Annotated in this window: 23 protein-coding genes, 9 tRNA genes and 1 pseudogene; 15 read left to right on the top strand and 18 right to left on the bottom strand. The window is 42.0% G+C overall.

Annotated features, from left to right (window positions below; genetic code table 11):
- Positions 1-386: 386 nt before the first annotated feature.
- The 5 genes and pseudogenes from IQ209_RS05460 (at position 387) to IQ209_RS05445 (ending at position 4,817) form a co-directional block, all read left to right on the top strand.
- Positions 387-1,340: a glycosyltransferase family 9 protein gene (locus IQ209_RS05460; protein ID WP_193849690.1), complete on the top strand. Its 954-nt coding sequence runs from the start codon at positions 387-389 to the stop codon at positions 1,338-1,340.
- Between the two features lie 12 nt (positions 1,341-1,352).
- Positions 1,353-1,574: pseudogene (locus tag IQ209_RS18240) on the top strand (YkgJ family cysteine cluster protein); the annotation flags it as partial.
- Positions 1,575-1,775: 201 nt separating this feature from the next.
- Positions 1,776-3,041 (top strand): S-methyl-5-thioribose kinase, encoded by a 1,266-nt coding sequence (mtnK, locus tag IQ209_RS05455; protein WP_193849689.1) that lies wholly within the window; start codon positions 1,776-1,778, stop codon positions 3,039-3,041.
- Positions 3,042-3,050: 9 nt separating this feature from the next.
- Positions 3,051-4,145 (top strand): S-methyl-5-thioribose-1-phosphate isomerase, encoded by a 1,095-nt coding sequence (mtnA, locus tag IQ209_RS05450; RefSeq protein WP_193849687.1) that lies wholly within the window; start codon positions 3,051-3,053, stop codon positions 4,143-4,145.
- A gap of 27 nt (positions 4,146-4,172) precedes the next feature.
- Positions 4,173-4,817, top strand: coding sequence for an L-fuculose-phosphate aldolase (locus tag IQ209_RS05445; RefSeq protein ID WP_193849685.1), 645 nt, complete (start codon positions 4,173-4,175; stop codon positions 4,815-4,817).
- A gap of 89 nt (positions 4,818-4,906) precedes the next feature.
- Here IQ209_RS05445 and IQ209_RS05440 read toward each other — a convergent pair.
- From IQ209_RS05440 to IQ209_RS05410, 7 genes are all read right to left on the bottom strand, one after another.
- Positions 4,907-4,982 (bottom strand) — tRNA-Val (locus tag IQ209_RS05440).
- Positions 4,983-5,004: 22 nt separating this feature from the next.
- Positions 5,005-5,080 (bottom strand) — tRNA-Lys (locus tag IQ209_RS05435).
- Positions 5,081-5,110: 30 nt separating this feature from the next.
- Positions 5,111-5,186 (bottom strand) — tRNA-Lys (locus tag IQ209_RS05430).
- A gap of 30 nt (positions 5,187-5,216) precedes the next feature.
- A tRNA-Lys gene (locus tag IQ209_RS05425) sits at positions 5,217-5,292 on the bottom strand.
- A gap of 46 nt (positions 5,293-5,338) precedes the next feature.
- Positions 5,339-5,414 (bottom strand) — tRNA-Val (locus IQ209_RS05420).
- A gap of 45 nt (positions 5,415-5,459) precedes the next feature.
- A tRNA-Val gene (locus IQ209_RS05415) sits at positions 5,460-5,535 on the bottom strand.
- 34 nt (positions 5,536-5,569) lie between these two features.
- Positions 5,570-5,645 (bottom strand) — tRNA-Val (locus IQ209_RS05410).
- Between the two features lie 270 nt (positions 5,646-5,915).
- Between IQ209_RS05410 and gltX the strand changes: the two genes are divergently transcribed.
- The 3 genes from gltX (at position 5,916) to IQ209_RS05395 (ending at position 7,750) form a co-directional block, all read left to right on the top strand.
- Complete coding sequence (gltX, locus tag IQ209_RS05405) at positions 5,916-7,331, top strand: glutamate--tRNA ligase (protein WP_193849683.1); 1,416 nt, start codon at positions 5,916-5,918, stop codon at positions 7,329-7,331.
- Positions 7,332-7,532: 201 nt separating this feature from the next.
- Positions 7,533-7,608: transfer RNA gene (locus IQ209_RS05400), tRNA-Ala, on the top strand.
- A 66-nt stretch (positions 7,609-7,674) separates the two neighbouring features.
- A tRNA-Ala gene (locus IQ209_RS05395) sits at positions 7,675-7,750 on the top strand.
- A gap of 152 nt (positions 7,751-7,902) precedes the next feature.
- Here IQ209_RS05395 and IQ209_RS05390 read toward each other — a convergent pair.
- The 4 genes from IQ209_RS05390 to zipA form a co-directional block, all read right to left on the bottom strand.
- Positions 7,903-8,118 carry a DUF3820 family protein gene (locus tag IQ209_RS05390; RefSeq protein WP_193849717.1) on the bottom strand — a complete coding sequence of 72 codons (216 nt, stop codon included), beginning with the start codon at positions 8,116-8,118 and terminating at the stop codon, positions 7,903-7,905.
- Between the two features lie 95 nt (positions 8,119-8,213).
- Positions 8,214-9,404 (bottom strand): nucleoside transporter C-terminal domain-containing protein, encoded by a 1,191-nt coding sequence (locus IQ209_RS05385; RefSeq protein ID WP_193849715.1) that lies wholly within the window; start codon positions 9,402-9,404, stop codon positions 8,214-8,216.
- Between the two features lie 176 nt (positions 9,405-9,580).
- Positions 9,581-11,599: an NAD-dependent DNA ligase LigA gene (gene ligA, locus IQ209_RS05380; RefSeq protein WP_193849681.1), complete on the bottom strand. Its 2,019-nt coding sequence runs from the start codon at positions 11,597-11,599 to the stop codon at positions 9,581-9,583.
- 62 nt (positions 11,600-11,661) lie between these two features.
- Positions 11,662-12,597 carry a cell division protein ZipA gene (gene zipA / locus IQ209_RS05375; RefSeq protein WP_193849680.1) on the bottom strand — a complete coding sequence of 312 codons (936 nt, stop codon included), beginning with the start codon at positions 12,595-12,597 and terminating at the stop codon, positions 11,662-11,664.
- A 220-nt stretch (positions 12,598-12,817) separates the two neighbouring features.
- On the opposite strand from zipA, the gene cysZ reads away from it, so the two are divergent.
- The 5 genes from cysZ to crr all read left to right on the top strand — a co-directional run bounded on the left by cysZ (position 12,818) and on the right by crr (position 17,988).
- Positions 12,818-13,594, top strand: coding sequence for a sulfate transporter CysZ (cysZ, locus tag IQ209_RS05370; protein WP_193849678.1), 777 nt, complete (start codon positions 12,818-12,820; stop codon positions 13,592-13,594).
- Positions 13,595-13,929: 335 nt separating this feature from the next.
- A complete protein-coding gene (gene cysK / locus IQ209_RS05365; RefSeq protein ID WP_193849676.1) occupies positions 13,930-14,883 on the top strand; it encodes a cysteine synthase A in 954 nt (317 codons plus the stop codon).
- A 440-nt stretch (positions 14,884-15,323) separates the two neighbouring features.
- Positions 15,324-15,581: a phosphocarrier protein Hpr gene (gene ptsH / locus IQ209_RS05360; RefSeq protein WP_047767271.1), complete on the top strand. Its 258-nt coding sequence runs from the start codon at positions 15,324-15,326 to the stop codon at positions 15,579-15,581.
- 124 nt (positions 15,582-15,705) lie between these two features.
- Positions 15,706-17,433 (top strand): phosphoenolpyruvate-protein phosphotransferase PtsI, encoded by a 1,728-nt coding sequence (ptsI, locus tag IQ209_RS05355; protein ID WP_193849674.1) that lies wholly within the window; start codon positions 15,706-15,708, stop codon positions 17,431-17,433.
- A 45-nt stretch (positions 17,434-17,478) separates the two neighbouring features.
- Positions 17,479-17,988, top strand: coding sequence for a PTS glucose transporter subunit IIA (gene crr / locus IQ209_RS05350; RefSeq protein ID WP_193849672.1), 510 nt, complete (start codon positions 17,479-17,481; stop codon positions 17,986-17,988).
- 147 nt (positions 17,989-18,135) lie between these two features.
- Here crr and cysM read toward each other — a convergent pair whose 3' ends face one another.
- The 6 genes from cysM to IQ209_RS05320 form a co-directional block, all read right to left on the bottom strand.
- Positions 18,136-19,017, bottom strand: a complete 882-nt coding sequence (gene cysM / locus IQ209_RS05345) for a cysteine synthase CysM (protein ID WP_193849670.1) — start codon at positions 19,015-19,017, stop codon at positions 18,136-18,138.
- Between the two features lie 131 nt (positions 19,018-19,148).
- Positions 19,149-20,237: a sulfate/thiosulfate ABC transporter ATP-binding protein CysA gene (gene cysA, locus IQ209_RS05340; RefSeq protein ID WP_193849668.1), complete on the bottom strand. Its 1,089-nt coding sequence runs from the start codon at positions 20,235-20,237 to the stop codon at positions 19,149-19,151.
- Positions 20,238-20,246: 9 nt separating this feature from the next.
- Complete coding sequence (gene cysW / locus IQ209_RS05335; protein WP_193849666.1) at positions 20,247-21,092, bottom strand: sulfate/thiosulfate ABC transporter permease CysW; 846 nt, start codon at positions 21,090-21,092, stop codon at positions 20,247-20,249.
- Positions 21,092-21,922: a sulfate/thiosulfate ABC transporter permease CysT gene (gene cysT / locus IQ209_RS05330; protein WP_228005730.1), complete on the bottom strand. Its 831-nt coding sequence runs from the start codon at positions 21,920-21,922 to the stop codon at positions 21,092-21,094. The genes cysW and cysT overlap by 1 nt, the downstream gene beginning before the upstream one ends.
- Positions 21,922-22,959, bottom strand: coding sequence for a sulfate ABC transporter substrate-binding protein (locus IQ209_RS05325; RefSeq protein ID WP_193849664.1), 1,038 nt, complete (start codon positions 22,957-22,959; stop codon positions 21,922-21,924). Before IQ209_RS05325 ends, cysT begins: the two co-directional genes overlap by 1 nt.
- 265 nt (positions 22,960-23,224) lie before the next feature.
- Complete coding sequence (locus IQ209_RS05320) at positions 23,225-23,848, bottom strand: RpoE-regulated lipoprotein (protein WP_193849662.1); 624 nt, start codon at positions 23,846-23,848, stop codon at positions 23,225-23,227.
- A gap of 281 nt (positions 23,849-24,129) precedes the next feature.
- Between IQ209_RS05320 and IQ209_RS05315 the strand changes: the two genes are divergently transcribed.
- Positions 24,130-24,375 carry a hypothetical protein gene (locus IQ209_RS05315; RefSeq protein WP_228005729.1) on the top strand — a complete coding sequence of 82 codons (246 nt, stop codon included), beginning with the start codon at positions 24,130-24,132 and terminating at the stop codon, positions 24,373-24,375.
- 93 nt (positions 24,376-24,468) lie between these two features.
- On the opposite strand, the gene IQ209_RS05310 is transcribed toward IQ209_RS05315, so the two are convergent.
- On the bottom strand, positions 24,469-24,891 hold the full coding sequence (locus IQ209_RS05310) for a GNAT family acetyltransferase (protein ID WP_193849658.1): 423 nt from the start codon (positions 24,889-24,891) through the stop codon (positions 24,469-24,471).
- A 140-nt stretch (positions 24,892-25,031) separates the two neighbouring features.
- Between IQ209_RS05310 and hemF the strand changes: the two genes are divergently transcribed.
- Positions 25,032-25,940 (top strand): oxygen-dependent coproporphyrinogen oxidase, encoded by a 909-nt coding sequence (gene hemF / locus IQ209_RS05305; RefSeq protein WP_193849656.1) that lies wholly within the window; start codon positions 25,032-25,034, stop codon positions 25,938-25,940.
- Positions 25,941-26,152: the final 212 nt, after the last annotated feature.

Here is a 26,152-nt window from a genome sequence, read left to right as displayed (position 1 = left end):
CATCAAAAAACAATTACAGCAGAGTGGGTCAATCGAAAATGTGATCTTTATTAAAGTTCATTTTTAGAGAAAAACCACCCCGAAAATATTTCATTTTTATTCAAATCGAAAGCATGATCTTTCATTCAGCTTATTCGTTCTTCTACTTAAAGGCAGCCAGGAACTGTAATTAAAGGAATTAAAAAACTAACAAACTTTAGTGTTTTTTACGGCAACAGCATCGCGGATAAATTCAACAGCAATCACCGCATTGATTTTGTGGGTCAAATGGCCTGTAGTCTCGACTATATGTGAGAAATTTGCTCAATGGTGTTAAAGAATGGACTTAATTTAACTATAATGAAATCAACTTTAAACGATAGAATTTTTAATTCTGACAATACCCTATGAAAATAGCCATACTACGTCGAAATGGACTAGGTGATCTCATTTGCACTCAACCGTTAATAAAGTTTTTACAGAAAACCTATCCCAACGCAGAAATCAGCTTATTTATAGATTCTGGCAATACTGAACTCGCTTATTATTTGTGTCCTGAAATCAAGGTCTACATCCTCCCTAGAGGCAATAAATACCTATCTATTATTAAAACTGCATTAGTATTTCGTCGAAAAAAATTTGATATTGCTATATCAGCCAAACCTACACCTATGAAGCTAAATAATCTATTCTTATGGCTATTAGGGGCTAAAAAACGCTATGCTGTTGTTACAGATAAGCACTGGCATGCAAAGTTAATTAACTATCCAATGAAGCAGGAGCAAGTCAATGGTTACCATCAAGCATTAAAAGTATTACGTACATTTTCACCTACTGAGAGCAAATTATCTCCTGAGCTTTTTCCTTGTATCAAATTTAAAAATACCTTCCAATCTATTGAACAGCCGATTCCCATGATTTTATTTTCTGTATCTAACAATAGAAAATACAGTCTCATTAATAATGAACGCCTCACTTTAATAGCAAATAAAATTCTAGAAAATCACCCAGATACAAAATTTTTTATTTCTTCATATAAGCATGACATTCCTTTAGCTGAGAATTTAAAATCACGGATAGGAAAAAATAGTGAAGTTGTAGTATCCGATTCTCTGGGTTCTTTTTTATCTTTATTGAGCAGCATGACACTCATTGTTGTCGGTGATGGGGGTATTTGTCATTTAGCAGCCGCATTACAGAAAAAGATTGTTGCCTTTTATGGTGTAACAAGACCTGAAAATTGGGCCCCACTGGCTACAAAAGATAAATTTATCACATTATATGATCCTGAAAATGTCAACAACATTGATTTAGATAAGGTTTATCCAGCTATATTTTCCTTACTAAGAAATAAAAAATAAGTGACATCTGGTATGAGTAAAACGTTAACTTCTCAATCTAAATTACAAGACAATCCCTGTATTAGCTGCGGTGCTTGCTGTGCATATTTTCGTGTTTCATTTTATTGGGCTGAGGATGGTAGCGGTACAGTTCCCGTATCTATGACTGAAAAATTAAATGATTTCATGCGCTACATGAAAGGCACAAACGAACCTCACCTCCAATGTATCAATTTATGCGGTGAAATTGGTAAACCTCAAACATAGTTGATACTCGTTTGATATTAGTCGAATAAAAAACAGAATATTTCACTCAAGAGGAATTCGTTAGTTCCATCACAGACACCTTACTTTTGCATATCTATAGTTAACAAATGTAAATTTCATTACAGTAGAATGAATTATCGCTGTGCAGTTTATGAACTTTCCTTCATGAAATTATCAGGATGAAAAATAATGTCTGCTCATCTTCCTATAGGATATATTCCACAAACTTGCGAATCTTTATCACATTATCTTGCTAAAAATTTACCAACAACCATTTCACCAGGCGGTTCCCCTGAAACCTGGCAAATTCAAGAAGTGGGTGATGGAAATCTTAATTTAGTATTTATCGTCTCTGGAAAAGAAAAAACGATTGTCGTAAAGCAAGCCTTGCCTTATGTACGAGCTGCGGGTGAATCATGGCCACTTTCCCTTGTTCGTGCGCATTTTGAATATCATGCCCTGATTGAAGAAAAAAAAGTCGCCAAAGAATATGTTCCTGATGTCTATTTTTATGATGAGAAAATGTCTCTCTTTGTCATGGAGTATTTATCTCAGCATATCATCCTGCGCAATCGCCTTATTGCCGGAGAAAAGCTCCCCCATCTCGCTGAAGATATTGGCATCTTTCTTGCGAATACACTGTTCCATACCTCCGATATGGGTATGGCTGGTAAAGATAAAAAAGATCTTACTGCTCTCTTCGCCAATAATCATGAACTTTGCAAGATCACTGAAGATCTGATTTTTACTGAGCCCTATTTTAACGCAGAGAGAAATAACTGGACTGCCCCCCAACTTGACGATGAGATCTATTCCATCTGGCAAGATCGCGCACTTATTCAGGCTGCCATGCAGTATAAGTATCAATTCATGACGCAAGCACAAGCTTTGCTGCATGGTGATCTCCATTCCGGCTCAATCATGGTGACGCCAGATTCCACCAAAGTTATTGATCCAGAATTTAGTTTTATGGGACCAATGGCGTTTGATATCGGTAACTATATTGGTAATTTATTAATGGCTTACTTCTCCCAGCCAGCCCTGCGGGAAAATAATGCGCAATGTGTTGATTACCAAACATGGCTTTTAGAGCAAATAGAAACAACCTGGTCAGTGTTTGAACGCCATTTTCGCCAATTATGGAATGAAAAAGACATCGGGGATGCCTATCCTGTCGTGCTTTATCAACAGGGCACATTCGATGCTTCCTTCTTAAAAACAGTGCAAAATGATTTTCTATCCACCTTATTTAAAGACACACTCGCCTATGCTGGCTTAGAGATTAATCGTCGTATTGTTGGGTTTGCCGGTGTTGCTGATTTTAAACAAATCGAAGATCAAAACCAGCGCGCTGTCTGTGAAAAACGAGCACTAAAACTGGCACGAGAATTGATAGTCAATGGAGAAAATTATCCCACTTTTTCGCTAATCAGACGTTATATTGCACAGTGTTAAGAGGTTGATATGAAAATTAATGGTATTCATTACCGTTCTGTTTGGCTTGCCGGCGATGGTTATACCGTCGAAATTTTCGACCAAACCAAACTTCCTTTTGAAATGCAGACTATTCAACTACGCACTATGCAAGATGCTGCAACAGCCATCAAAGAAATGTGGGTACGGGGAGCGCCTTTGATTGGTGCCGTCGCTGCATATGGTATGGCATTGGCAATGCATCAAGAAAGTAGCGATGAAAAACTGCAACAGGCTTACAATGTTTTGGTGAAAACCCGTCCTACTGCGATCAATTTAAAGTGGGCGTTGGATCGAACTTATTGCGCACTAGAAAATCTCGAACATTCACAACGTGAAGCAATGGCTTATCGTATCGCCAATGAAATTGCAGATGAAGATGTGGAACTCTGTCGCAAAATTGGTGAGCACGGACTAAAAATAATCCAGAATATCGCCGAAACCAAACCAACAGGCGAAGCGGTCAATATTTTGACTCACTGCAATGCCGGCTGGCTTGCGACGGTAGATTGGGGAACCGCTCTGGCGCCCATTTATATGGCACATGATGCCGGGATTAAGGTTCATGTCTGGGTTGATGAAACCCGCCCACGTAATCAAGGAGGGTTAACTGCTTTCGAATTGGGTTCACATGGTGTACCACATACTTTAGTTGCTGATAACGCCGGCGGGCATTTGATGCAACATGGCAAAGTGGATCTCTGTATTGTTGGCACAGATCGGACAACTGCCAGAGGCGATGTATGCAACAAAATTGGTACTTACCTCAAGGCATTAGCAGCCAAAGCCAATCAGGTGCCTTTTTACGTGGCCCTGCCATCTCCTACACTGGATTTTACAGTCTGGGATGGTGTCAAAGAAATTCCCATTGAACAACGTTCAGGTGAAGAGCAATCCCACGTATATGGCATCACACCTGAAGGTGTACGAAGCTGGGTCAACACAGCGCCACATGGAACCTCTTGCGGAAACTATGCTTTTGATGTTACACCTGCTGAACTTATCACCGGATTGATTACTGAACGTGGGATTTGTGATGCCAGTGCGGAAGGATTACGGGCGCTTTTCCCTGATCTGTGTGGGTAACCGTCATTATCATGCAAGGTAAAAATGATGAATAGAGAGCAAATCGCCCAAGAGATTGTTGAAACTTGTCTCAAAATGAATGCGCTTGGATTGAACCAAGGGACATCGGGCAATATCAGTGCCCGCTATCAAGACGGTTTTCTGATTACCCCCAGTGGTATAGCTTATGAAAAGCTAACGGCTGCTCAAATCGTATTTGTCAGTAATCGGGGAGAATATGAAGCCGATAAGGTGCCTTCAAGCGAATGGCATTTTCATCTCTCTTGCTATCAAGTACGCTCCAATCTCAATGCTGTTGTACATAACCATGCTGTTAATGCCACAGCAGTCTCTATTCTCAATCATGCTATACCCGCTATCCACTATATGGTTGCCGTTACAGGCACTGATCATGTTCCCTGCATTCCCTATGCCACTTTTGGCACGGCTGAATTAGCTGATAATGTAAAAAAAGGGATCGCATACAGTAAGGCATTGTTGGTGCAGCATCATGGCATGATTGCAATGGAAGTTAATCTGGAAAAAGCACTATGGCTGGCCAATGAAATTGAGATATTGGCACAACTTTATTTAAAAGTGCTGCCAATTATGGGAACCGTTCCAATACTTTCTCCAGCAGAAATGCAGCAAGTGCTGGAAAAATTCAAAAGTTATGGACTAAAGGTAAAATAGCCGCGAGATTCTGTATATCAGAAGAAAAAGTATTAAGAGAATATGACGCTAAGGTAAACAAGTGTCTGATAAGAAATGCGGGTATGAAGTGGTGGGCGATACCAGATTCGAACTGATGACCCCCTCCTTGTAAGGGAGATGCTCTACCAACTGAGCTAATCGCCCACTTCGTATCTTGATACCTGAATGGTGGGTCGTGCAGGATTCGAACCTGCGACCAATTGATTAAAAGTCAACTGCTCTACCGACTGAGCTAACGACCCAATTAGGTAATTCTGATTTTGGTATCTAAATGGTGGGTCGTGCAGGATTCGAACCTGCGACCAATTGATTAAAAGTCAACTGCTCTACCGACTGAGCTAACGACCCAATTAGATAATTTTGATTTTGATATTTAAATGGTGGGTCGTGCAGGATTCGAACCTGCGACCAATTGATTAAAAGTCAACTGCTCTACCGACTGAGCTAACGACCCATTCTAAATATCAATGTGATACTGTAGACGAAACAACCCGATGAAGTGGTGGGCGATACCAGATTCGAACTGATGACCCCCTCCTTGTAAGGGAGATGCTCTACCAACTGAGCTAATCGCCCACTTCACGATGACTATTAACGACATCAATACCACTGATTTATGATTGGTGGGCGATACCAGATTCGAACTGATGACCCCCTCCTTGTAAGGGAGATGCTCTACCAACTGAGCTAATCGCCCAATCATAAAATCATTTTTATCACTACGAGAAATATGGTGGGCGATACCAGATTCGAACTGATGACCCCCTCCTTGTAAGGGAGATGCTCTACCAACTGAGCTAATCGCCCCGTCGTGATGGAGTCGCATTATAGGGATAGTTCGAAGTGAGTCAACGCTTTTTATCACTAAAACAATCGTTCGTCGTAAAATTAAACAGAATGAAACAATGATCATCACGCAATGGTATCATTTAGATGGGTTATTTTAGCTTTTCTCAATAACCTGCCATTAACGCCATTGAGGAATTGAAGTGCAGTGATAAAATAACGCCCACTGTTGTTACTTCAATCATCCAACACGCTCTCTAATCAAGAGAAACGTAATTAAGGCAATTCCTGATGAGTAAAATTAAAACCCGTTTTGCACCAAGTCCTACTGGCTATCTGCATGTTGGTGGTGCGCGTACTGCTCTTTATTCCTGGTTATACAGTCGCCACAATCAAGGTGAATTTGTTCTTCGCATCGAAGATACCGATCTGGAACGTTCTACCCAAGAAGCCATCGACGCAATTATGGACGGGATGAACTGGTTAAATCTGAATTGGGATGAAGGCCCTTATTATCAGACCAAACGTTTCGACCGTTACAACCAGGTTATTGATGAAATGTTAGAGCAAGGTACTGCTTATCGCTGCTATTGCTCTAAAGAGCGTTTGGAACAATTGCGTGAAACTCAGATGACCAATGGTGAAAAACCACGTTATGACGGAAAATGCCGTGATAGCGAGTGCCAGCATAGTCACGATGAACCACATGTTGTGCGTTTCCGCAACCCACAAGAAGGTTCTGTCATTTTTAACGACAGTATCCGTGGCCCGATTGAATTCAGTAACCAAGAGCTGGACGATTTGATTATTCGCCGTACCGACGGCTCACCAACTTATAACTTCTGTGTAGTCATTGATGATTGGGATATGGAAATCACCCATGTTATTCGTGGTGAAGACCATATCAATAATACCCCTCGTCAGATCAATATCTTGAAAGCGCTTGGTGCACCTGTTCCAGAATATGCCCATGTTTCTATGATCCTCGGCGACGATGGTAAAAAACTGTCCAAACGCCACGGTGCAGTCAGCGTAATGCAATACCGTGATGATGGTTATCTGCCAGAAGCATTGTTGAACTATCTGGTTCGTCTGGGCTGGTCACATGGCGATCAGGAAATTTTCAGCGTTGAAGAAATGACTGAACTGTTTAGCCTTGATGCCATTAGCAAATCTGCCAGTGCATTCAATACGGAAAAACTGCAATGGTTGAACCATCATTACATTAATACCCTGCCAGCAGAAAGAGTTGCTGTACATCTAGCATGGCATATTGAACAGCAAGGTATTGATACTCGCACGGGGCCAGAACTGGTTGATTTGATCAAACTGTTAGGTGAACGCTGCAAGACGCTGAAAGAAATAGCTGAATCTTGCCGTTATTTCTATGAAGAATTTGCCGAATTTGATGCAGATGCGGCGAAAAAACATCTGCGTCCTGTTGCTCGCCAGCCATTGGAAGTTGCCCGTGCGAAACTGGCAGCCATGACTGAATGGACGCCTGAGAATATCCATCACGCCATTCAGGCGACAGCTGACGAACTGGAAGTTGGCATGGGTAAGGTAGGCATGCCACTGCGCGTTGCTGTAACAGGTGCGGGCCAGTCTCCGAGTGTTGATGTAACAATCCATGCGATTAACCAAGCTCGTTCATTAGCTCGTATTGATAAGGCTCTGGCATATATTGCTCAGCGTGAAGCGCAATAAATCGTCATCTATTGATGTTACGTCATAACGAGGCGTGAATAATGAAATGAAAGGCACTCAATAATTGAGTGCCTTTATTTTTTGCTCTCCCAATGGGTCATTGATGGCTTTTTCAGCGTTTACACGGGGAATATTAATGAATTCATTGACAGAATTCTCCGGTTTTCATATGATTCGCCCCGTTCTACAGGATTTTGATTTGGGGCTATAGCTCAGCTGGGAGAGCGCTTGCATGGCATGCAAGAGGTCAGCGGTTCGATCCCGCTTAGCTCCACCAAATACTTATCTTACTTACTCATCAGAGTAATCAGTGTTTGGTATTCAAAATCTAAACCACATTTGTGGGGCTATAGCTCAGCTGGGAGAGCGCTTGCATGGCATGCAAGAGGTCAGCGGTTCGATCCCGCTTAGCTCCACCAAAATTCTTAATCCCTGAAAGCGCAAGTTTTCAGGGATTTTCCTTATCTATCTGTATTAGCCATCCAATCAAGATATAAGGTCAATTATTAAAAAAATGGTTAAGCGATTAACATCACTGATTTGATATTAATGAACAAAAAAACTTTATCCATCAGGCGCCTTTCAACGGTTTTACCAGCGAGTCCAATCCTTCAATTTTTATTGCAAGCGTCATTTCCATCAATTCGCCCAGTTTTCCCTGTGGGAACTCCCCCTTGCGAGCAAACCAAAGTAAATATTCTTCCGGCAAATCAATCAACATTCGCCCTTTATATTTACCAAATGGCATAGCTGTATTGGCTATTTCCAACAAGTTTTCTTTGTTCATCATTTCAGACTCATTATCTCACTATGAATATAAAAAAAGTGGCATCTGTCAGAACGCCACTTTTGGTTGTTTTCTATCAAATCTAATGAAACAGATTAGATGCTCAAAATCAGTCCGGTCATTGCTGCGGACAGGAAACTCACCAGCGTTGAACCAAACAGCAATTTCAAGCCAAAGCGCGCAACAGCATTACCTTGTTGTTCATCCAGCCCTTTAACAGCGCCAGAAATAATTCCAATGGAACCGAAGTTAGCGAAAGAAACCAAAAATACGGACAGAATACCTTTCGAATGTTCACTGAGTTGAGCAGACATCTCTTGCAGGCTCTGCATCGCCACAAATTCGTTGGAAACCAACTTGGTTGCCATGATACTGCCGACTTTCAGCGCTTCATCACTTGGAATACCAATGATCCATGCAAACGGATAAAACACATATCCCATACACTCCTGGAAAGTAATACCAAATACCAGATGGAAAATTGCGTTAATTCCTGCAATCAAGGCAATAAAACCGATCAACATCGCAGTGACAATCAAAGCAACTTTGAAACCCGCCAGAATATAATCACCCAGCATTTCAAAGAAACTTTGCCCCTCGTGGAGGTTGCTCATATGGATATCTTCTTCATTCTCAACAGAGTAAGGATTGATGAGAGATAAGATGATAAAAGTGCTGAACATATTGAGGATCAGTGCCGCAACCACATATTTTGCATCCAGCATCGTCATGTAAGCGCCGACGATAGCCATAGATACGGTAGACATTGCCGTTGCCGCCATCGTATACATCCGGCGTTCAGACATTTTGCCAAGCACATTTTTATAAGCAATAAAATTCTCTGATTGCCCCAAAATCAATGAGCTAACCGCATTAAATGATTCCAGTTTACCCATACCGTTGATTTTAGACAGTATTGTACCTATTACACGAATAATAATTGGCAGTACTTTGATGTGTTGCAAAATACCAATCAGGGCGGAAATAAAAATGATAGGACACAATACATTCAGGAAGAAAAAGGCCAGTTTTGCTTCTATCATGCCACCGAAAACAAAGCTGGTCCCTTTCGCTGCATAAGACAATAGATGGACAAATAAATCGTCAAATCCTTTAACGACTCCCAAACCTACGTTAGAGTTCAGGAAGAACCAGGCCAGAAAGAGTTCAATTATAATTAACTGAATAATATAACGAATCTTAATATCCTTCCGGTTATTACTTGCCAAAACCGCCAGGCCGCCAATGACCACTAATGAGAGGAAAAAATGTAAAATATGAGAGATAGACATAAAGAAGAGCTCCAAACACGATTCTGTGCAAATTTACATCTGTATTTTATGCAACACATAATAGTAAATTTTGATTACTGTCACACTAATTTACTATTTAGGTGGTTACATGTCTCTATTTAGCTAACTCGATCACACTTTAATAATCGCCTCTCTAAGTGGAATGCACATTATTCACCCAATAAACGGAGCATTTCCTCTTCATCAATAACGTAGATTCCCAACTCATTGGCCTTAGCTAATTTGGAACCCGCAGCTTCACCTGCAATAACCATATCCGTTTTCTTAGACACACTTCCTGTCACTTTTGCGCCTAGGGCTGTCAGCTTATCTTTAGCTTCGTCTCGAGATAAACGGCGCAATGAGCCTGTCAATACGACTGTCTTGCCAGCAAATGGACTGACGACGTCATCAAAGTTCAGGTTTTCTGTCGATTCCCAATGAATACCCATATTGTTAACGAGATCATCAATCACCACCTGATTGTGTGGCTCATTAAAGAAATTCACAACATGGCGGGCAACAACACTTCCCACATCTTGCACCGCAATCAATGCCTCAATGTCCGCTGCACGTAATTTTTCTAACGTGCCAAAATGGGCAACCAAGTTGGCGGCTGTCGCTTCGCCAACTTCACGAATACCCAAAGAGTAAATAAAACGTGCAAAAGTGGTTTTCTTCGCTTTCTCCAAGGCATTAATGATATTTTGCGCAGACTTAGGCCCCATACGATCAAGACCCGTTAATTTCCCGGCTGTCAGTCGGAAAAGCTCAGCTGGCGTTTTGACATACTCTTTATCCACAAGCTGCTCAATAATTTTTTCGCCCATGCCATCAACATCCATAGCACGACGGGAAACAAAATGTTTTAATGCTTCTTTGCGCTGCGCTCCACAAAACAAGCCTCCTGTACAACGAGCGACTGCTTCACCTTCGACACGCTCTATATCTGAGCCACAAACCGGACAATGTGCGGGAAAAATCACTTCCTGAGTTTCTGCTGGTCTGTTTTCATAAACAACGCCCACGACTTGCGGGATAACATCTCCGGCACGACGAATAATCACCGTATCACCAATACGCAGCCCCAGACGCTCAATTTCATCTGCATTATGCAGCGTGGCATTACTCACTGTAACACCTGCCACCAATACCGGCTCCAGACGAGCAACCGGAGTAATGGCACCAGTACGTCCTACCTGAAACTCAACATCACGGATGATAGTTATCTGCTCTTGAGCCGGAAACTTGAAAGCCGTCGCCCAACGTGGCGCTCGGGCAACAAAGCCCAACCTTTCTTGTAATTCGAGGGAATCGACCTTGACAACAACTCCATCAATATCAAAGCCCAGTGTCGGCCGCTTCTGCTCAATGTCATGGTAAAAATCCATCACCCGTTGAGTTCCCTGGCATAACTTCACGTTGTTATTGACAGGCAGTCCCCACCGCTTGAATTGCATCAGGCGTTCATAGTGACTTGCTGGTAGCTCTCCGCCTTCCAGCACACCAACTCCATAGCAATAGAAAGTAAGTGGACGCTTGGCAGTAATGCGGGGATCAAGCTGACGCAATGAGCCAGCCGCCGCATTGCGGGGATTAGCGAAGACTTTATTGCCTGTGCGGCGCGCTTCTTCGTTGAATTTTTCAAACCCGGCTTGCTTCATAAAGACTTCACCACGGATTTCGACGCGAGCGGGAATATTATCTCCTTTCAAACGCAAGGGAATGGCACGAATAGTACGGACGTTGGCGGTAATATTCTCCCCCGTTGTCCCATCACCACGAGTCGCAGCCTGCACCAATTCCCCATTTTCATACAGCAAACTGACCGCCAAACCATCAAGTTTTAGCTCACAACAAAACACCAAATCCTGGCTGTCTTTCAGACGATCACGAACGCGTTTGTCAAATGCCAGGTAGCTTTCTTCATCAAATACGTTATCCAGAGATAGCATAGGGATCTCATGGCGTACCTGCTCAAACGTCGTTAACGGTGCAGCTCCCACTCGCTGGGTAGGAGAATCCGCAGTAACCATTTCTGGATACTGCTCTTCCAGCGCTTTTAATTCTCGCATCAAACGATCATATTCTGCATCAGGGATCTCTGGCGCATCCATAACATGATACAAATATTCGTGATGACGTAATGTTGTTCTTAATTCTTTGATTTTTTGGATGATATTTTCCATGACTTCTCACCAGAGATGAAAAAACCCCCGACTAGCGGGGGCTTGATACTAAAAAAGAAGGGTTATTCACTGACACTGAGCGTATCACGAATACGCGCCTTGTAGAGTTCGATCATCTGTGGTGTCAGCAACTTGCGCTCACCATCCAGAACGACGCCTCCCACATCAGCAGCGATGCGCTGTGCCGCCTGCAACATCAGTTTAAAATTCTGATTGGAATCACCATATGAAGGCACAAGCATAAATATGGAAACGCCGGGAGTAGTGAAATCTACCATTTGGTCCGGATCAAACGAACCCGGTTTTACCATGTTAGCTAAACTGAATAACACAGCACCGTTACCCGATGGGTTTAGATGGCGATGAAAAATATTCATCTCACCAAACCGGAAGCCTGACTGTAAAACGCTTTGGAACAGTACTTCGCCATTCAGTTCCTGCCCATGATGAGCGGCAACATGCAACACCAACACCGTCTCTTTTTTAGTCTGTTCAGGTTTAGACTGTGCTTCATTTTTCGCTGCCGTTGGCTGCCCTTCCACAATGTCAGAGTCTGACTCTGCTACCCCGGCTTCCTTAGATTCAGCGGGTTCAATCGGATCAAACAAGCCAAGTTGGGGTTCTTCCTGTTGATCATCGACACCTTTCACCTTGACTGTAGAAGCATCGGATTGATGCTTTGCAAGTAAAGGATCAGTACCATCATCAGATACTATGACTGACAATTCAGACGCATGACGTTCGATAACCAGCTCTGCACGATGTTCAGTCTGCGGTTTCGTCGACTCCTGAACATTCGATTTTGACGTATTATCAAACAGTTCATCGCCATTATCATTCTTTGGCTCTTCCTGACGCCCCTGTTTATGACGTTTAACTGGGCGATCACGAAAGAGTGATGAACGCTCTTTACGGCTGGTCCACAACCCATGTAATAGCAAAGCTATTATGGCTATCGCACCAACAACGATTAATATCAGACGCAAATCCTGCATCATTGCTATCTCTGTTGTTTAAATTAATTGCCATCACGGCAGAATATTCTTTAGATAAGAGTATTTGTCAAATAGGACAAGTGCAAGTCTCTACCTACTTTTCTTACCATAATGAGAGATTTCCTCTGTTTTTTCGACTGTTTTTTACTCATGGAACGACTAGTCAGTAGAAAATCCTACCTATATCATACCGTCTCAATCATCCAAGAGAGAATAAGAAAATATGACGAATTCGACAAGGTTGCCAAAACATGCGAATGGATTTCACTATATTGCCCAAGGTTGGCAACTAATAACCCGTCCTGGCATTAAGAGGTTCGTTCTATTACCTTTATTGGCTAATATCTTATTGCTAGGTGGTTCATTTTGGTGGCTATATCATAAACTGGGGGACTGGATACAATGGACTCTCGATAAAATACCAGATTGGATGCAATGGTTAAGCTATTTAATTTGGCCACTTGTAGTTATCTCTATCTTACTGGTTTTTACTTATTTTTTCAGTACACTCGCTAATTTTATCGCTTCACCATTCAATGGCTTGCTGGCAGAAAAACTGGAGGCTAACTTAACAGGCATTCCGGCACCCGATACTGGCGTTATCGACTTACTCAAAGACACGCCCCGTATTCTGAAACGTGAAGTAGTGAAAATTCTTTACTATATTCCGCGTGCACTCATCCTATTGTTACTTTACTTCATCCCAGGAATAGGCCAAACCGTCGCTCCTCTCCTTTGGTTTATTTTCAGTGCCTGGATGCTAACAATCCAATATTGTGATTACCCGTTTGATAACCATAAAGTCAGTTTTACCACTATGCGCAATACATTACGCCAAAATAAAATAGATAACCTGCAATTCGGCGCATCAGTAAGCATTCTAACCATGATCCCGATTGTGAACCTGTTTATCATGCCCGTTGCGGTTTGTGGCGCTACTGCGATGTGGGTTGATCGCTACCGTACTCAACATGCCCTGCATCGCACATCATCAAATTAATTTAATCTTCTGTTTATACGCGTTACCTTTCAAATTGCTCATTATCAGACAACATAACTCATTGTTTCTCCCCGCTTCGCGGGGAGAAACAATATGCATCTTGAAGTGAGATAGGTATACTGCGTTTTGCCTATTACAAGCCCCCTGACAAGTTATGAGCATGTCAGGGGGTTTTGTTTAAAAAATTCAGGCCAATCTTAAATAATCAGAAGAATATAAAATGACCATTCAAATATTCTTTTATATAATAAGAATAGATTGAAACCTTATTTCCATAAATAAGATGTTAGCGTATGGTTAATCAGTATTTACGGTATGTTAGGGGCAAACGAACAATGAGCAAAATTTATGAAGATAATTCGTTGACTATTGGTCACACTCCGCTAGTACGTTTAAAAAACTTCGCGAATGGTCGTATCCTGGCGAAAGTAGAATCCCGTAACCCCAGCTTCAGTGTCAAATGCCGCATTGGTGCCAATATGATTTGGGATGCTGAAAAACGGGGCATTCTGACCAAAGCTAAAGAACTTATCGAACCAACCAGTGGTAATACCGGGATTGCACTTGCCTATGTTGCAGCTGCCCGTGGTTATAAGCTGACATTGACCATGCCTGAAACAATGAGCCTTGAACGACGTAAGTTGCTAAAAGCACTCGGCGCAAATTTGGTGCTGACCGAAGGTGCAAAAGGCATGAAAGGCGCGATTGAGAAAGCTAACGAAATCCATGACAGCAATCCTGACCGTTATATACTCCTGCAACAATTCAGCAATCCTGCCAACCCAGAAATTCATGAAAAAACCACTGGCCCTGAAATTTGGGAAGATACTGACGGTAATGTAGACGTTTTTGTCGCTGGCGTAGGAACTGGCGGCACAATCACAGGTGTGGCCCGTTACTTAAAAAATACGCGAGGCAAACACGTTACCATCGTTGCGGTAGAACCAGAAAGTTCACCTGTTATCAGCCAAAAATTGGCGGGTGAAGAACTTAAACCAGGCCCACATAAAATTCAGGGAATTGGCGCTGGTTTCATTCCTGATAACTTAGATTTAACATTAGTTGACCGTGTATTTAAAATCAGCAATGAAGAAGCGATGCAAATTGCACGCGAACTCACTGAAAAAGAAGGTATTCTTGCCGGAATTTCTTCAGGTGCTGCTGTTGCGGCAGCCATCAAAATAGCGCAAGAAGATGCATACAAGGATAAAAATATCGTGGTGATTTTGCCTTCGTCTGCTGAACGTTATCTCAGTACAGCACTGTTTGCTGACTTACTCAGTGAGTAAAAATCACTCTATAGAATTTTTCACTACATTGATAAAAAGGCACCTCCAGGGTGCTTTTTTGTGCATCAGATCAAAGTTTAAAACTTTCCTAGATGATTTATTTAAGTAGCTTTAGTATTTAACCAGTAATTATTTTGATGCACAAAATTAATCGCCACCAGACGGTAAATAAGGTTGTTCAATTAAAACCTCCTTTGGATAGCGTGTATTAACACCAAATCAACAATTGAGTGCATCAAATATGTTAATTATTTGATAATGATTATTATAATCCCCCTAAATTTCAAGTTAAAATTAGCAACGCAAGAACTTGAAAAGCGAAGGGAGTACGCTTTACTTCATTATCATTTTAACGGTTGTATAAGCCGCAGGGAATTCAGCTATAGCCAATGGAATTCTCTTAGCTTATCAACGAATATTTAAGTTATTGAGGAAATACTATGTTCCAGCAAGAAGTTACTATTACTGCACCAAACGGCCTCCACACTCGCCCTGCGGCACAATTTGTCAAAGAAGCAAAAGGCTTTGCTTCTGACATTACTCTGACTTCTGGGGGCAAGTCTGCCAGCGCAAAAAGCCTGTTCAAATTACAAACGCTGGGATTGACTCAAGGTACAGTCGTAACGATTTCTGCTGAAGGCGAAGATGAACAACAGGCTGTTGAACATTTAGTTAAATTAATGGGTGAATTGGAATAATCGTCCGTTCAATCAAGCCGATCTATTTCATTCAGCTTATCCCCAGACCAATAAAATCTGGGGATATTTAGGGTTCCCCCTAAGTCTTAATGAAAGGTAATCACCCGTAGTAAGGTCATATAATATGATTTCAGGTATCTTAGTATCACCAGGAATTGCTTTCGGTAAAGCGTTATTACTGAAAGAAGATCCCATCATTATCAATCATAAAAAAATTATTCCTGAACAAGTCGAACAAGAAATTTCCCGCTTTAAGCAAGGCCGTGACAAATCTTCCGCACAATTAGAGATTATTAGAGAAACAGCCGAAAAAAATCTGGGTGCAGAAAAGGCCGAAATCTTCGAAGGCCATATTATGTTGCTGGAAGATGAAGAACTAGAGCAGGAAATTATCACACTTATTAAAAAAAATCTGTTAACAGCAGATGCAGCCGTTCACTCCGTTATTGAAGATCAGGCCAATGCGTTGGAAGAACTGGATGATGAATATTTAAAAGAGCGAGCCGCCGATGTCCGTGATATTGGTAAGCGCTTACTGAGAAATATCCTGGATATGCCAATTATTGACTTAGGTTCCATTGAAGAAGAAGTCATCCTGGTTGCCAGTGATCTGACGCCATCAGAAACCGCACAACTTAATCTGGACAAGGTACTAGGTTTCATCACTGATCTTGGTGGCAGAACTTCTCACACGTCCATTATGGCTCGCTCTCTGGAATTACCCGCGATTGTTGGTACAACCAATGCGACCAGGCAAATCCAAAATGGCAGTTACCTGATTCTGGATGCCGTCAATAATCACATTTATGTGAACCCATCTGATACCGAAATCGAGAAACTGAAAACCGCGAAAAGTGAGTATCTGACAGAAAAAACTGAACTGGCGAAACTGAAAGACTTACCGGCCATTACATTGGATGGTCATCAAGTTGAAGTTTGCGCCAATATCGGTACGGTACGCGACATCGCTGGTGCTGAACGCAATGGTGCCGAAGGTATTGGTTTATACCGTACTGAATTTCTGTTTATGGATCGTGATTCTCTGCCAACCGAAGATGAACAATTTGAAGCCTATAAAGCAGTTGCAGAGGCTGTAGGTAATCAAGCCGTTATTATTCGGACAATGGACATTGGTGGCGATAAAGACTTGCCTTACATGAATCTGCCAAAAGAAGAGAACCCATTCCTTGGCTGGCGCGCGATCCGTATTTGCCTTGACCGTAAAGAGATCTTACATTCTCAATTACGTGCTATCCTGAGAGCTTCCGCATTTGGTAAACTGCGCATTATGTTCCCAATGATTATTTCAGTTGAAGAAATTCGGGAATTGAAAACTGAGCTTGCGTTACTCAAAGAGCAATTACGCAATGAAAACAAAGCATTTGATGAATCGATTGAAGTTGGCATTATGATCGAAACGCCTGCTGCTGCAACCATTGCTCATCATCTTGCAAAAGAAGTTGACTTTTTTAGTATTGGGACAAACGATCTAACTCAGTATACTCTTGCGGTAGACCGTGGTAATGAGCTGATTTCTCATCTCTACAACCCAATGTCACCAGCAGTGTTGAGCTTAATCAAGCAGGTTATTGATGCCTCACACGCAGAAGGTAAATGGACGGGCATGTGTGGAGAGCTTGCCGGTGATGAGCGCGCCACGCTGTTGCTCTTAGGCATGGGATTGGATGAGTTCAGCATGAGTGCAATATCAATTCCACGCATTAAAAAAATCATCCGTAATACTAATTATGATGATGCAAAAGCACTGGCAGAGCAGGCTTTGACTCAGCCAACAGCAAAGGAATTGATGGATTTGGTTGACACCTTTACCAGAGAAAAAACACTCTGCTAAAAATTAGCCAGAATACGGTCCCATTAAACAATTAGGAGAAGATTCATGGGTCTGCTTGATAAATTGAAATCTCTGGTTTCAGACGATAAAAAAAATAGTGGCAGTATTGAAATTATCGCGCCATTGTCAGGTGAGATAGTCAACATCGAAGATGTTCCAGATGTTGTTTTTGCCGAAAAAATCGTTGGTGATGGTATTGCGATTAAACCAACCGGCAACAAAATTGTCGCTCCTGTTGATGGCACCATTGGTAAGATCTTCGAAACTAATCATGCTTTTTCTATCGAATCTGATAGTGGCATTGAGTTATTCGTCCATTTTGGCATTGATACCGTTGAACTGAAAGGTGAAGGTTTTAAACGCATTGCCGAAGAAGGTCAACGGGTACAAAAAGGTGATTTGGTTTTAGAGTTTGATCTGGTATTTCTGGAAGAAAGAGCTAAATCAACCTTAACTCCTGTTGTTATTTCTAACATGGATGAAATTAAAGAGTTAACGAAAGTCAATGGCTCCGTAGTCGTAGGTGAGTCAGTCATCATGCGAATCAAAAAGTAACAGAAAAATCATTGAGGGATATTTGCCTCTTTTTCTGTTAACCGATTCATTTTAATTGATGAACTGTTCATAAATCGTCACTGCTTTATCAGGCTAGTCAGTAGAGTGTCTGATAAAACAGGACGATTTTTTACGGATGATAAAAGATTAATTAAATACTCCTGTAGACAAATACCTGTCACCACGATCACAAATAATCGCTACAATGACTGCCCCAGGGTTTTCGGCTGCGATGCGTAACGCGCCAGAAACTGCGCCGCCAGAACTCACGCCACAGAAAATGCCTTCCTTTTGGGCCAACAAACGCATGGTATTTTCCGCTTCCATTTGGGTGATATCCAGGATCTGATCCACCAGCTCTTTCTGATAAATTCCGGGCATATAAGCTGGGGTCCAACGACGAATACCAGGAATTTGACTATCTTCCGTCGGTTGTAATCCGGTAACTTTTACTCTGTCTGACTGGGATTTCAAATAACGGCTCACCCCCGTAATCGTGCCTGTTGTTCCCATACTGGAAACAAAGTGCGTGATCCGTCCCTGTGTTTGCTGCCAAATTTCTGGGCCGGTAGTATTAAAATGTGCCAATGAATTATCTGTATTATTAAATTGATCCAGCACTTTTCCTTCCCCAGCCTTCTCCATTTCTTGCGCCAAATCCCGCGCACCTTCCATTCCCAATTCTTTACTGACTAAAATTAATTCAGCACCGTAAGCCCGCATTGATGCCTGTCTCTCAAGGCTCATATTTTCAGGCATCAATAATTTTAGGCGGTACCCTTTTACCGCCGCGATCATCGCCAGTGCAATACCGGTATTACCACTCGTTGCTTCAACCAAAACATCACCCGGAGCGATTTCCCCACGCAATTCCGCTTGCAAGATCATCGAAAGCGCAGCTCTGTCTTTTACGGAACCCGCCGGGTTATTGCCTTCCAGCTTTACCCAAATCTCAGCGTCAACATCTTCTGTAATTCGTTCTAATTTTACCAGTGGTGTATTACCTATAAATTCTTCCAAGCTTGCCACAGCATTACCTAGTTCATATGAGAATGGATAAACAAATAATCATATCAAGGAAACTGTAGCAAGACATTAAGCAAAAATCCCTACTTCCTCGCAGAGCAGGAAATAGGGATTCAATATAAAGATGAATTAAATCAGGCAGATTCAGCAAATCGCAACACTTTTAATGGCAAATCCCCCGCATACAAGCGAGCACCTATGCCACCAATAAAATAGTCATTTCCTCTAACCGGTATGGATGAATCATCCCGCCAAATCACTGACAGATATTCATCTCCCCATCCTAGCGGTTGAACAGATAGGAGGAAAAAATGACCGCGCGGGCTCACTTCCACAACCTGCACTGGCAAAGAGCAAGCAGGTGTTTGCTTGGCACTAAGCATCATATCCCAAGGGCGGAAAAATACATCAACATGTCCTTGATGCAACGGTGTGATATTCAATGGAAAAATTTTCCCGCCAATCCAGAGTTGGGAACCTTTAATTTCACCATGCAATTTGTTTATTTCCCCCATGAACTCAAGGACAAAGCGGCTCTCTGGTTCATGCCATACTTGCTGAGGAGTGCCGACCTGTTCAATGCGTCCTTGATTCATAAGTACCACCCTGTCAGCCACCTCCATTGCCTCTTCCTGATCATGGGTGACAAATACGCTGGTAAACTTCAATTCTTCATGCAGCTGACGCAACCAACGACGTAACTCCATGCGAACCTGAGCATCTAATGCACCAAAAGGTTCATCTAATAAGAGGATCTGTGGCTCAACCGCCAATGCCCTCGCTAATGCCACACGCTGTTTTTGTCCACCAGAAAGCTGCGATGGGTAACGTTCTGCCAAATGGGAAAGTTGCACCATATCCAGCAATGCCATGACCTTACTACGCAATGCCTCAGCACTGGGACGCTGACGGCGAGGTAGAACCGTCAGGCCAAAAGCTACGTTATCAAATACCGTCATATGGCGAAATAAGGCATAGTGCTGGAATACAAACCCAACACGCCGATCTTTTGCATGTAATCGGCTGACATCCTGTCCGTGAAATTTCAATTGGCCAGCACTCTGCTGCTCAAGCCCTGCGATAATCCTCAACAATGTCGTCTTGCCAGAACCCGACGGGCCAAGCAGGGCTACCATTTCACCAGATTCAATATCCAGTGAAATTTCATTCAGTATCTGAGATCGACCAAAAGATTTACTGATTTTACTGATTTCAATACTCATATCCCGCTCCTACCCTTGCTGGCGGCTTAAACGCCATTGCAATGCACTTTTGACAATCAGAGTAATAATCGCCATCACCGCCAATAAGGCCGCAGCCGTAAATGCGCCAACCGTATTGTAATCTTGATATAACAGCTCAACCTGCAAAGGCAGCGTATAGGTTTCACCGCGAATTGCTCCCGATACCACAGACACAGCACCAAATTCCCCAATTGCCCGCGCATTGGTCAAAACGACGCCATATAACAATGCCCAACGAATATTTGGCAATGTCACACGCCAAAACATCTTCCAGCCAGAGGCACCCAACAATATGGCGGCTTCATCCTCTTGATTGCCCTGACTCAACATCACCGGCACCAATTCACGGACAACAAACGGACATGTCACAAACACCGTCACCAATACCATACCAGGCCATGAGAACATCAATTGGATGTCATAACTCCCCAGCCAACTTCCTAACCAGCCATTCGCACCATAAAACAGCAAATAAAGTAATCCAGCCACAACCGGCGAAATCGCAAACGGAATATCAATTAATGTCAGCAACAATTGTCTACCGGGGAATTGGAAACGCGTCACTAACCAAGCCGTCATCACACCAAAAACCAAATTAAGGGGGACGGTGATCAGCGCAATCATCACTGTTAGCCAGATAGCGTGCAGCATATCGGGATCGAAAAGGTTCTGGGCAACCATGTCGATTCCTTTGGAAAACGCGGTCAAGAAAATCCATGCTATCGGTATGACCAACAGCAGAAGGGAAAAAAGTACACCAGTGCCAATCAGTAACCATTTTCCCCAATTTATAGCGGGACGTTGTGCCACTGTGTATGCAGAAAATTGAGTCATTAATGCCCCCCTATCCGTTTACCAAAGCGACTTTGCAATATATTGACGCTCAACAGCAGTAATAACGACGCTGCGAGGATGACTGAAGCGATCGCACTAGCTGCCGGATAATCAAATTCTTGCAGGCGAACAAAGATCATCAGGGAAGCGACTTCGGTTTGCCAGGCAATATTGCCTGCAATGAAAATCACGGCACCAAATTCTCCCAGGCTACGCGTAAAAGAGAGCACAGTTCCGGCAATTAATGCCGGTGAAACCTCCGGTAATATAACCCGCCGAAAAGTTTGCCAACGGCTTGCTCCCAATGTCTGCGCCGCTTCCTCATATTCAGGGCCTAGTTCTTCAAGCACAGGCTGAACAGTACGCACAACAAACGGCAGGCTAGTGAATGCCATTGCGACCGCAATCCCCAGCCAGGCATTGGCGACTTTGATATCGAAATTAACAAGCCAGGCTCCATACCACCCCGTTGCAGAAAAGAGTGTCGCTAGCGTTAAACCAGCAACTGCCGTCGGTAAAGCAAATGGCAAATCCATCAAACCATCTAATAAACTACGTCCAGGAAATTGATAGCGCGTTAATATCCAAGCCATCAACATGCCAAAAAGCATATTGAACAAACTAGCAACCGCTGCGGCCAATAATGTCACCTTATAAGCGGCAACAACCTGTGGGTTGGCGATGACTTGCCAATATTGCGCCCATGTCATACTAGAAAGCTGTACTACCAGAGCACTTAAAGGCAATAGCAGGATAAGGCAGACATAAAACAGGCTACAGCCTAAACTCAGCCCAAATCCGGGCAAGACACGTTTGCTAAATACCCACATTATTTGCGCCCTTCTTTCAATAACTGATCAAGCGTACCGCCAGTATTGAAGTGAGTCTTCATCACTTGAGGCCAGCTACCGAATTGTTCTTCGAGGCGAAACAGTTTGGTGACAGGAAAACGGGATTGCTGTGCTTTCATCACATTTTGATCAATCACACGATAATGAAAACTGGCTATGATTTGCTGAGCTGCCGGACTATACAGATAGTTTAAATACGCTTTGGCAACCGCTTCCGTACCATTTTTCTGAACACTCTTATCCACCCAAGTGACAGGGAATTCAGCCAAAATATTTACCGGAGGTACAATGACCTGGTAATTATCTTCCCCATACTGTTTGCGAATGTTATTGACCTCAGATTCGAAACTAATCAGTACATCCCCTATACCTCGTTCAATAAAGGTAGTTGTTGCCCCACGACCTCCGGTATCAAACACCGCTACATTCTGTAAAAAGTGCTGCATCAGTTGGCGAACCTTAGCGGGATCATGCGGATTTTTTTGCTGAAAAGCGCCCCATACGGCCAAATAGGTATAGCGTCCATTACCTGATGTTTTTGGGTTTGGAAAAACTAATTTCACATCATTTCGCACCAAGTCTTCCCAAGTTTGGACATGTTTGGGATTACCTTTGCGTACCAAAAACGCCATAGTGGAATAATATGGAGAACTATTATTCGGCAAACGCTGCTGCCAATTGGCGGGAATGAGATTGCCACGATCGTGCAAGATCTGAATATCTGTGACTTGGTTATAAGTGACGACATCCGCCCGCAATCCATGCAAAATGGCCAACGCTTGTTTAGATGAACCAGCATGGGACTGCTTGATGACCAATTTATCCTGCGGATTCTGTTCATTCCATTGTTTTTCAAATTTCGGATTCAAGCTCAAGAATAATTCTCGCCCAATATCGTAAGAACTATTCAGCAACTCAACAGCTAAGGCGTTAGAGCTATAAACGTTGAGACAGGCCAAAAACAACAAACTAGTCACTCCGTTTAATAATTTATTTTTTATTGCCACTATTTTCATCCAACACCTTATTCTTCACACTATTTGACAACAATTTCTCTACTGTATCCAGAATCTTTATAACAGGGTAGTTTACTGACTACTGTTTTATATACCGAATTTTTATGAGAAATGATGAAAAGCGATAAGATGCAGAAAATATCAGGTTACAGGTGCCAGCCGCTTTTCAAGTCACTGAAACGGTTTGAACTCTGGCACTCTGCCCTTATCATACAAGTGGATTAAAAGATTTTTTACTTGATATAAAGCTATTTGTAGGCTTTTATCAGGATTGCCAAATAATACGTGAAACTTTCCAGCCCTTCAAAACATCATCAGAAGGCATTAACCCTTCTGGGCCTTCCCAAGCTCCGGTAAAAACATAGCTGACATGCTGACTTTGCGGAGCAGTGCAAATAACTGTAGGCGATACAGTGAGATCATGGGAGCGCTGACATTTTCCAAATGCCTGGTTATAGAGATTGGAGAAAGGTGTCCCTATTTTCGTTCCCCAAACAGTTTTAACCTCATCATCCAACACGTCAATACGATTAACTTTACCATTGACCAGACCGTGAAATTCCAGTTTTACCTGACCTTCTTCCATGCCCTGAATAACACTCACTAGCTTGCCATTTCGCATTTCCATGCCACTACGCAGACGATATTTTCCCTCCAACCCTTTTTCGATCGCAGATTGAGACATATCCGTCTGTTTATTGATTTTTCCTATACCCTGCTCAGAAACGCTTAAGGAACTGCCAAACCAATTAAAAGGTGATAAAGCAGGCCATGACATTCTTAAAGTTCCAGCACAAGCCGTCAATAAGAATGAGCATCCGACTAAACTGCTGGCTACCAAAACCCGCTTCTGTTTAGAACAGACATTAAATGCAAAAAATTTATCCATCGCTGTTTTCTTACCTTTGGCTCTATGGCGTTGTCATTTGATATCTGTCAGACCACATTCTGAAAAAAACATTCAATTTTAAATATACAAACCATTCATCAACAGAAACATCAAAATCATGTTTAAAAGATGTTATTTATCAAGTATTGCACATCTATTTATAAAATAAACTGTATGGTCAATATTGTATTATAAATTTTCATCCGTATCTGCCTGCCAATGCGTATTTTTATATTTTCCTGTTATGGATCATTGGCTAGGTGATATAACTCAGGAGAGAAATGATGAATATTCCTTATCAGTATCATATTAATTATCAACAGATTGCTGACTGGACTGTATTAAAAGGAAAGTCCACCTATTCTATACCTGAGCATTATTTTCTATCTAAGGATGAAAATGGGAGTATTAAAGTGATGCTTTACATTGACAATGAAAAGCCGATAATGTCAAAAGATCTTCTTGTTATAAAAAACAAATATATGAGAAGATGGATACACTCTATTCATGCTTCATCAAAAAAGTAATAGTTGAAAAAGATAATGGCTAAATAGTGAGTATATAAATAGTACCATTCTATTCAGCCATTTCATGGCTTATATATTTATCTAACGATTCATTTAATCAATAATCAATCGCTTGCTAAACATAACATGTTCTTGGCCCAAATAATCATATTCCATCTTTTCACACATGCAAATTGTTGCATCATTTTCTTCTGGAACCACGATCAAAATACTGGGGCAACCTCTGGCCAATAATTTCTTTTCCAAGCGGGAGATCAATGCATTGGCTATTCCTCTGCCCCTGAATTCAGGGTGCACTCCCAGATAATAGGCATGACCACGATGTCCATCATAACCCCCCATAACTGTACCAACCACTTCTCCCGCAACTTCAGCAACCAGGAATAAATCAGCGTCATGAGTGAGTTTACGCTCAATATCTATTTCTGGATCATCACCAGAGTTGATCAAATCACAACGTTCCCAAAGTGTGATAACGGCTTCAAAGTCGTCTTGCCGAAATACCCGAATTTCCATAGTTAGCACGCCTGTTTAATAAGCAGTTCAATCAATGTTAATTATCACTGCTTTTATTTTGGAATCAATATGAAAATGCGTTTATTGGTACTAACAGGTATACTGCATATCATTATAAACTAGCCAAAATGAAAGCAGAAATGAATACACCTAATCTATATCAAGTTAAGGATTTTTTCCTCTCATTACAGGATCACCTTTGCAAGCAACTAGAACAAATTGATGGCCAATCAACCTTCATGGAAGATTGCTGGCAACGAGAAGATGGTGGTGGCGGGAGAAGCCGTGTGTTGACGGAAGGTAAGGTTTTTGAAAAAGCCGGTGTGAATTTTTCACATATTTCCGGGGCTTCAATGCCGGCTTCTGCTACGGCTCATCGTCCTGAGTTAGCAGGTCGCAGTTACCAAGCGATGGGCGTTTCTCTTGTCGTTCATCCACTTAATCCCTATGTTCCAACCAGCCATGCGAATGTGCGTTTCTTTATTGCTGAAAAAGAAGAAGAGCCTCCTGTATGGTGGTTTGGCGGTGGCTTTGATCTCACGCCTTATTATGGGTTCGAAGAAGATGCTATTCATTGGCACACCGTTGCCAAAAATTTATGTCAACCGTTTGGCGATGATATTTATCCCAAATATAAAAAATGGTGTGATGACTACTTTTTTATTAAGCACCGCAATGAACCACGTGGCATTGGTGGTTTGTTTTATGACGACCTGAATACACCTGATTTTGATACCTGCTTTAATTTCACACAAGCTGTCGGAAATGGATTCCTATCTGCCTATTTACCTATTGTAGAAAGAAGAAAAAATTTAACCTGGAGTGAGCATGAAAGACAATTCCAATTATATCGTCGAAGCCGCTATGTTGAATTCAATCTTGTTTGGGACAGGGGAACACTTTTTGGCCTGCAAAGCGGTGGAAGAACTGAATCTATATTAATGTCTATGCCTCCATTAGTGCGTTGGGAATATGGCTACACTCCAGAAAAAAACTCTCCTGAATCTGAATTATATACTTCATTTCTGATAAAAAAAGATTGGGTATGATAATTCAAAACAGGAATACAAGACAATTTCTTTATTCCTGTTTTACTCCTTGTTTATAAAAAATTGACCTAAAACAGATGGGTTATTTATCATAATACTGATAAAAACATTTATTATTTTTCATTAGCAATACCCTGCCATAAAAAGTCAATGCTCACACTAATGACTCGCCTATTAATTACAGCTAGTATTCAATCCGGGCCCAAAAAAAC

The organism is Xenorhabdus sp. BG5 (genome assembly GCF_015163665.1).
GTDB lineage: Bacteria > Pseudomonadota > Gammaproteobacteria > Enterobacterales > Enterobacteriaceae > Xenorhabdus.
Note: the sequence above shows the minus strand (reverse complement) of the source record. Positions and strands in the feature narration are given on the sequence as shown.

Coding starts and splice junctions, on each gene's coding strand:
- hemF (WP_193849656.1), top strand. CDS start 25,032: ATGAATACACCTAATCTATATCAAGTTAAGGATTTTTTCCTCTCATTA.
- IQ209_RS05390 (WP_193849717.1), bottom strand. CDS start 8,118: ATGAACAAAGAAAACTTGTTGGAAATAGCCAATACAGCTATGCCATTT.
- mtnA (WP_193849687.1), top strand. CDS start 3,051: ATGAAAATTAATGGTATTCATTACCGTTCTGTTTGGCTTGCCGGCGAT.
- IQ209_RS05310 (WP_193849658.1), bottom strand. CDS start 24,891: ATGGAAATTCGGGTATTTCGGCAAGACGACTTTGAAGCCGTTATCACA.
- cysT (WP_228005730.1), bottom strand. CDS start 21,922: ATGTGGGTATTTAGCAAACGTGTCTTGCCCGGATTTGGGCTGAGTTTA.
- IQ209_RS05320 (WP_193849662.1), bottom strand. CDS start 23,848: ATGGATAAATTTTTTGCATTTAATGTCTGTTCTAAACAGAAGCGGGTT.
- ptsI (WP_193849674.1), top strand. CDS start 15,706: ATGATTTCAGGTATCTTAGTATCACCAGGAATTGCTTTCGGTAAAGCG.
- IQ209_RS05460 (WP_193849690.1), top strand. CDS start 387: ATGAAAATAGCCATACTACGTCGAAATGGACTAGGTGATCTCATTTGC.
- mtnK (WP_193849689.1), top strand. CDS start 1,776: ATGTCTGCTCATCTTCCTATAGGATATATTCCACAAACTTGCGAATCT.
- cysK (WP_193849676.1), top strand. CDS start 13,930: ATGAGCAAAATTTATGAAGATAATTCGTTGACTATTGGTCACACTCCG.
- crr (WP_193849672.1), top strand. CDS start 17,479: ATGGGTCTGCTTGATAAATTGAAATCTCTGGTTTCAGACGATAAAAAA.
- cysZ (WP_193849678.1), top strand. CDS start 12,818: ATGACGAATTCGACAAGGTTGCCAAAACATGCGAATGGATTTCACTAT.
- ligA (WP_193849681.1), bottom strand. CDS start 11,599: ATGGAAAATATCATCCAAAAAATCAAAGAATTAAGAACAACATTACGT.
- zipA (WP_193849680.1), bottom strand. CDS start 12,597: ATGATGCAGGATTTGCGTCTGATATTAATCGTTGTTGGTGCGATAGCC.
- gltX (WP_193849683.1), top strand. CDS start 5,916: ATGAGTAAAATTAAAACCCGTTTTGCACCAAGTCCTACTGGCTATCTG.
- IQ209_RS05315 (WP_228005729.1), top strand. CDS start 24,130: ATGATGAATATTCCTTATCAGTATCATATTAATTATCAACAGATTGCT.
- cysA (WP_193849668.1), bottom strand. CDS start 20,237: ATGAGTATTGAAATCAGTAAAATCAGTAAATCTTTTGGTCGATCTCAG.
- IQ209_RS05325 (WP_193849664.1), bottom strand. CDS start 22,959: ATGAAAATAGTGGCAATAAAAAATAAATTATTAAACGGAGTGACTAGT.
- cysW (WP_193849666.1), bottom strand. CDS start 21,092: ATGACTCAATTTTCTGCATACACAGTGGCACAACGTCCCGCTATAAAT.
- IQ209_RS05445 (WP_193849685.1), top strand. CDS start 4,173: ATGAATAGAGAGCAAATCGCCCAAGAGATTGTTGAAACTTGTCTCAAA.
- ptsH (WP_047767271.1), top strand. CDS start 15,324: ATGTTCCAGCAAGAAGTTACTATTACTGCACCAAACGGCCTCCACACT.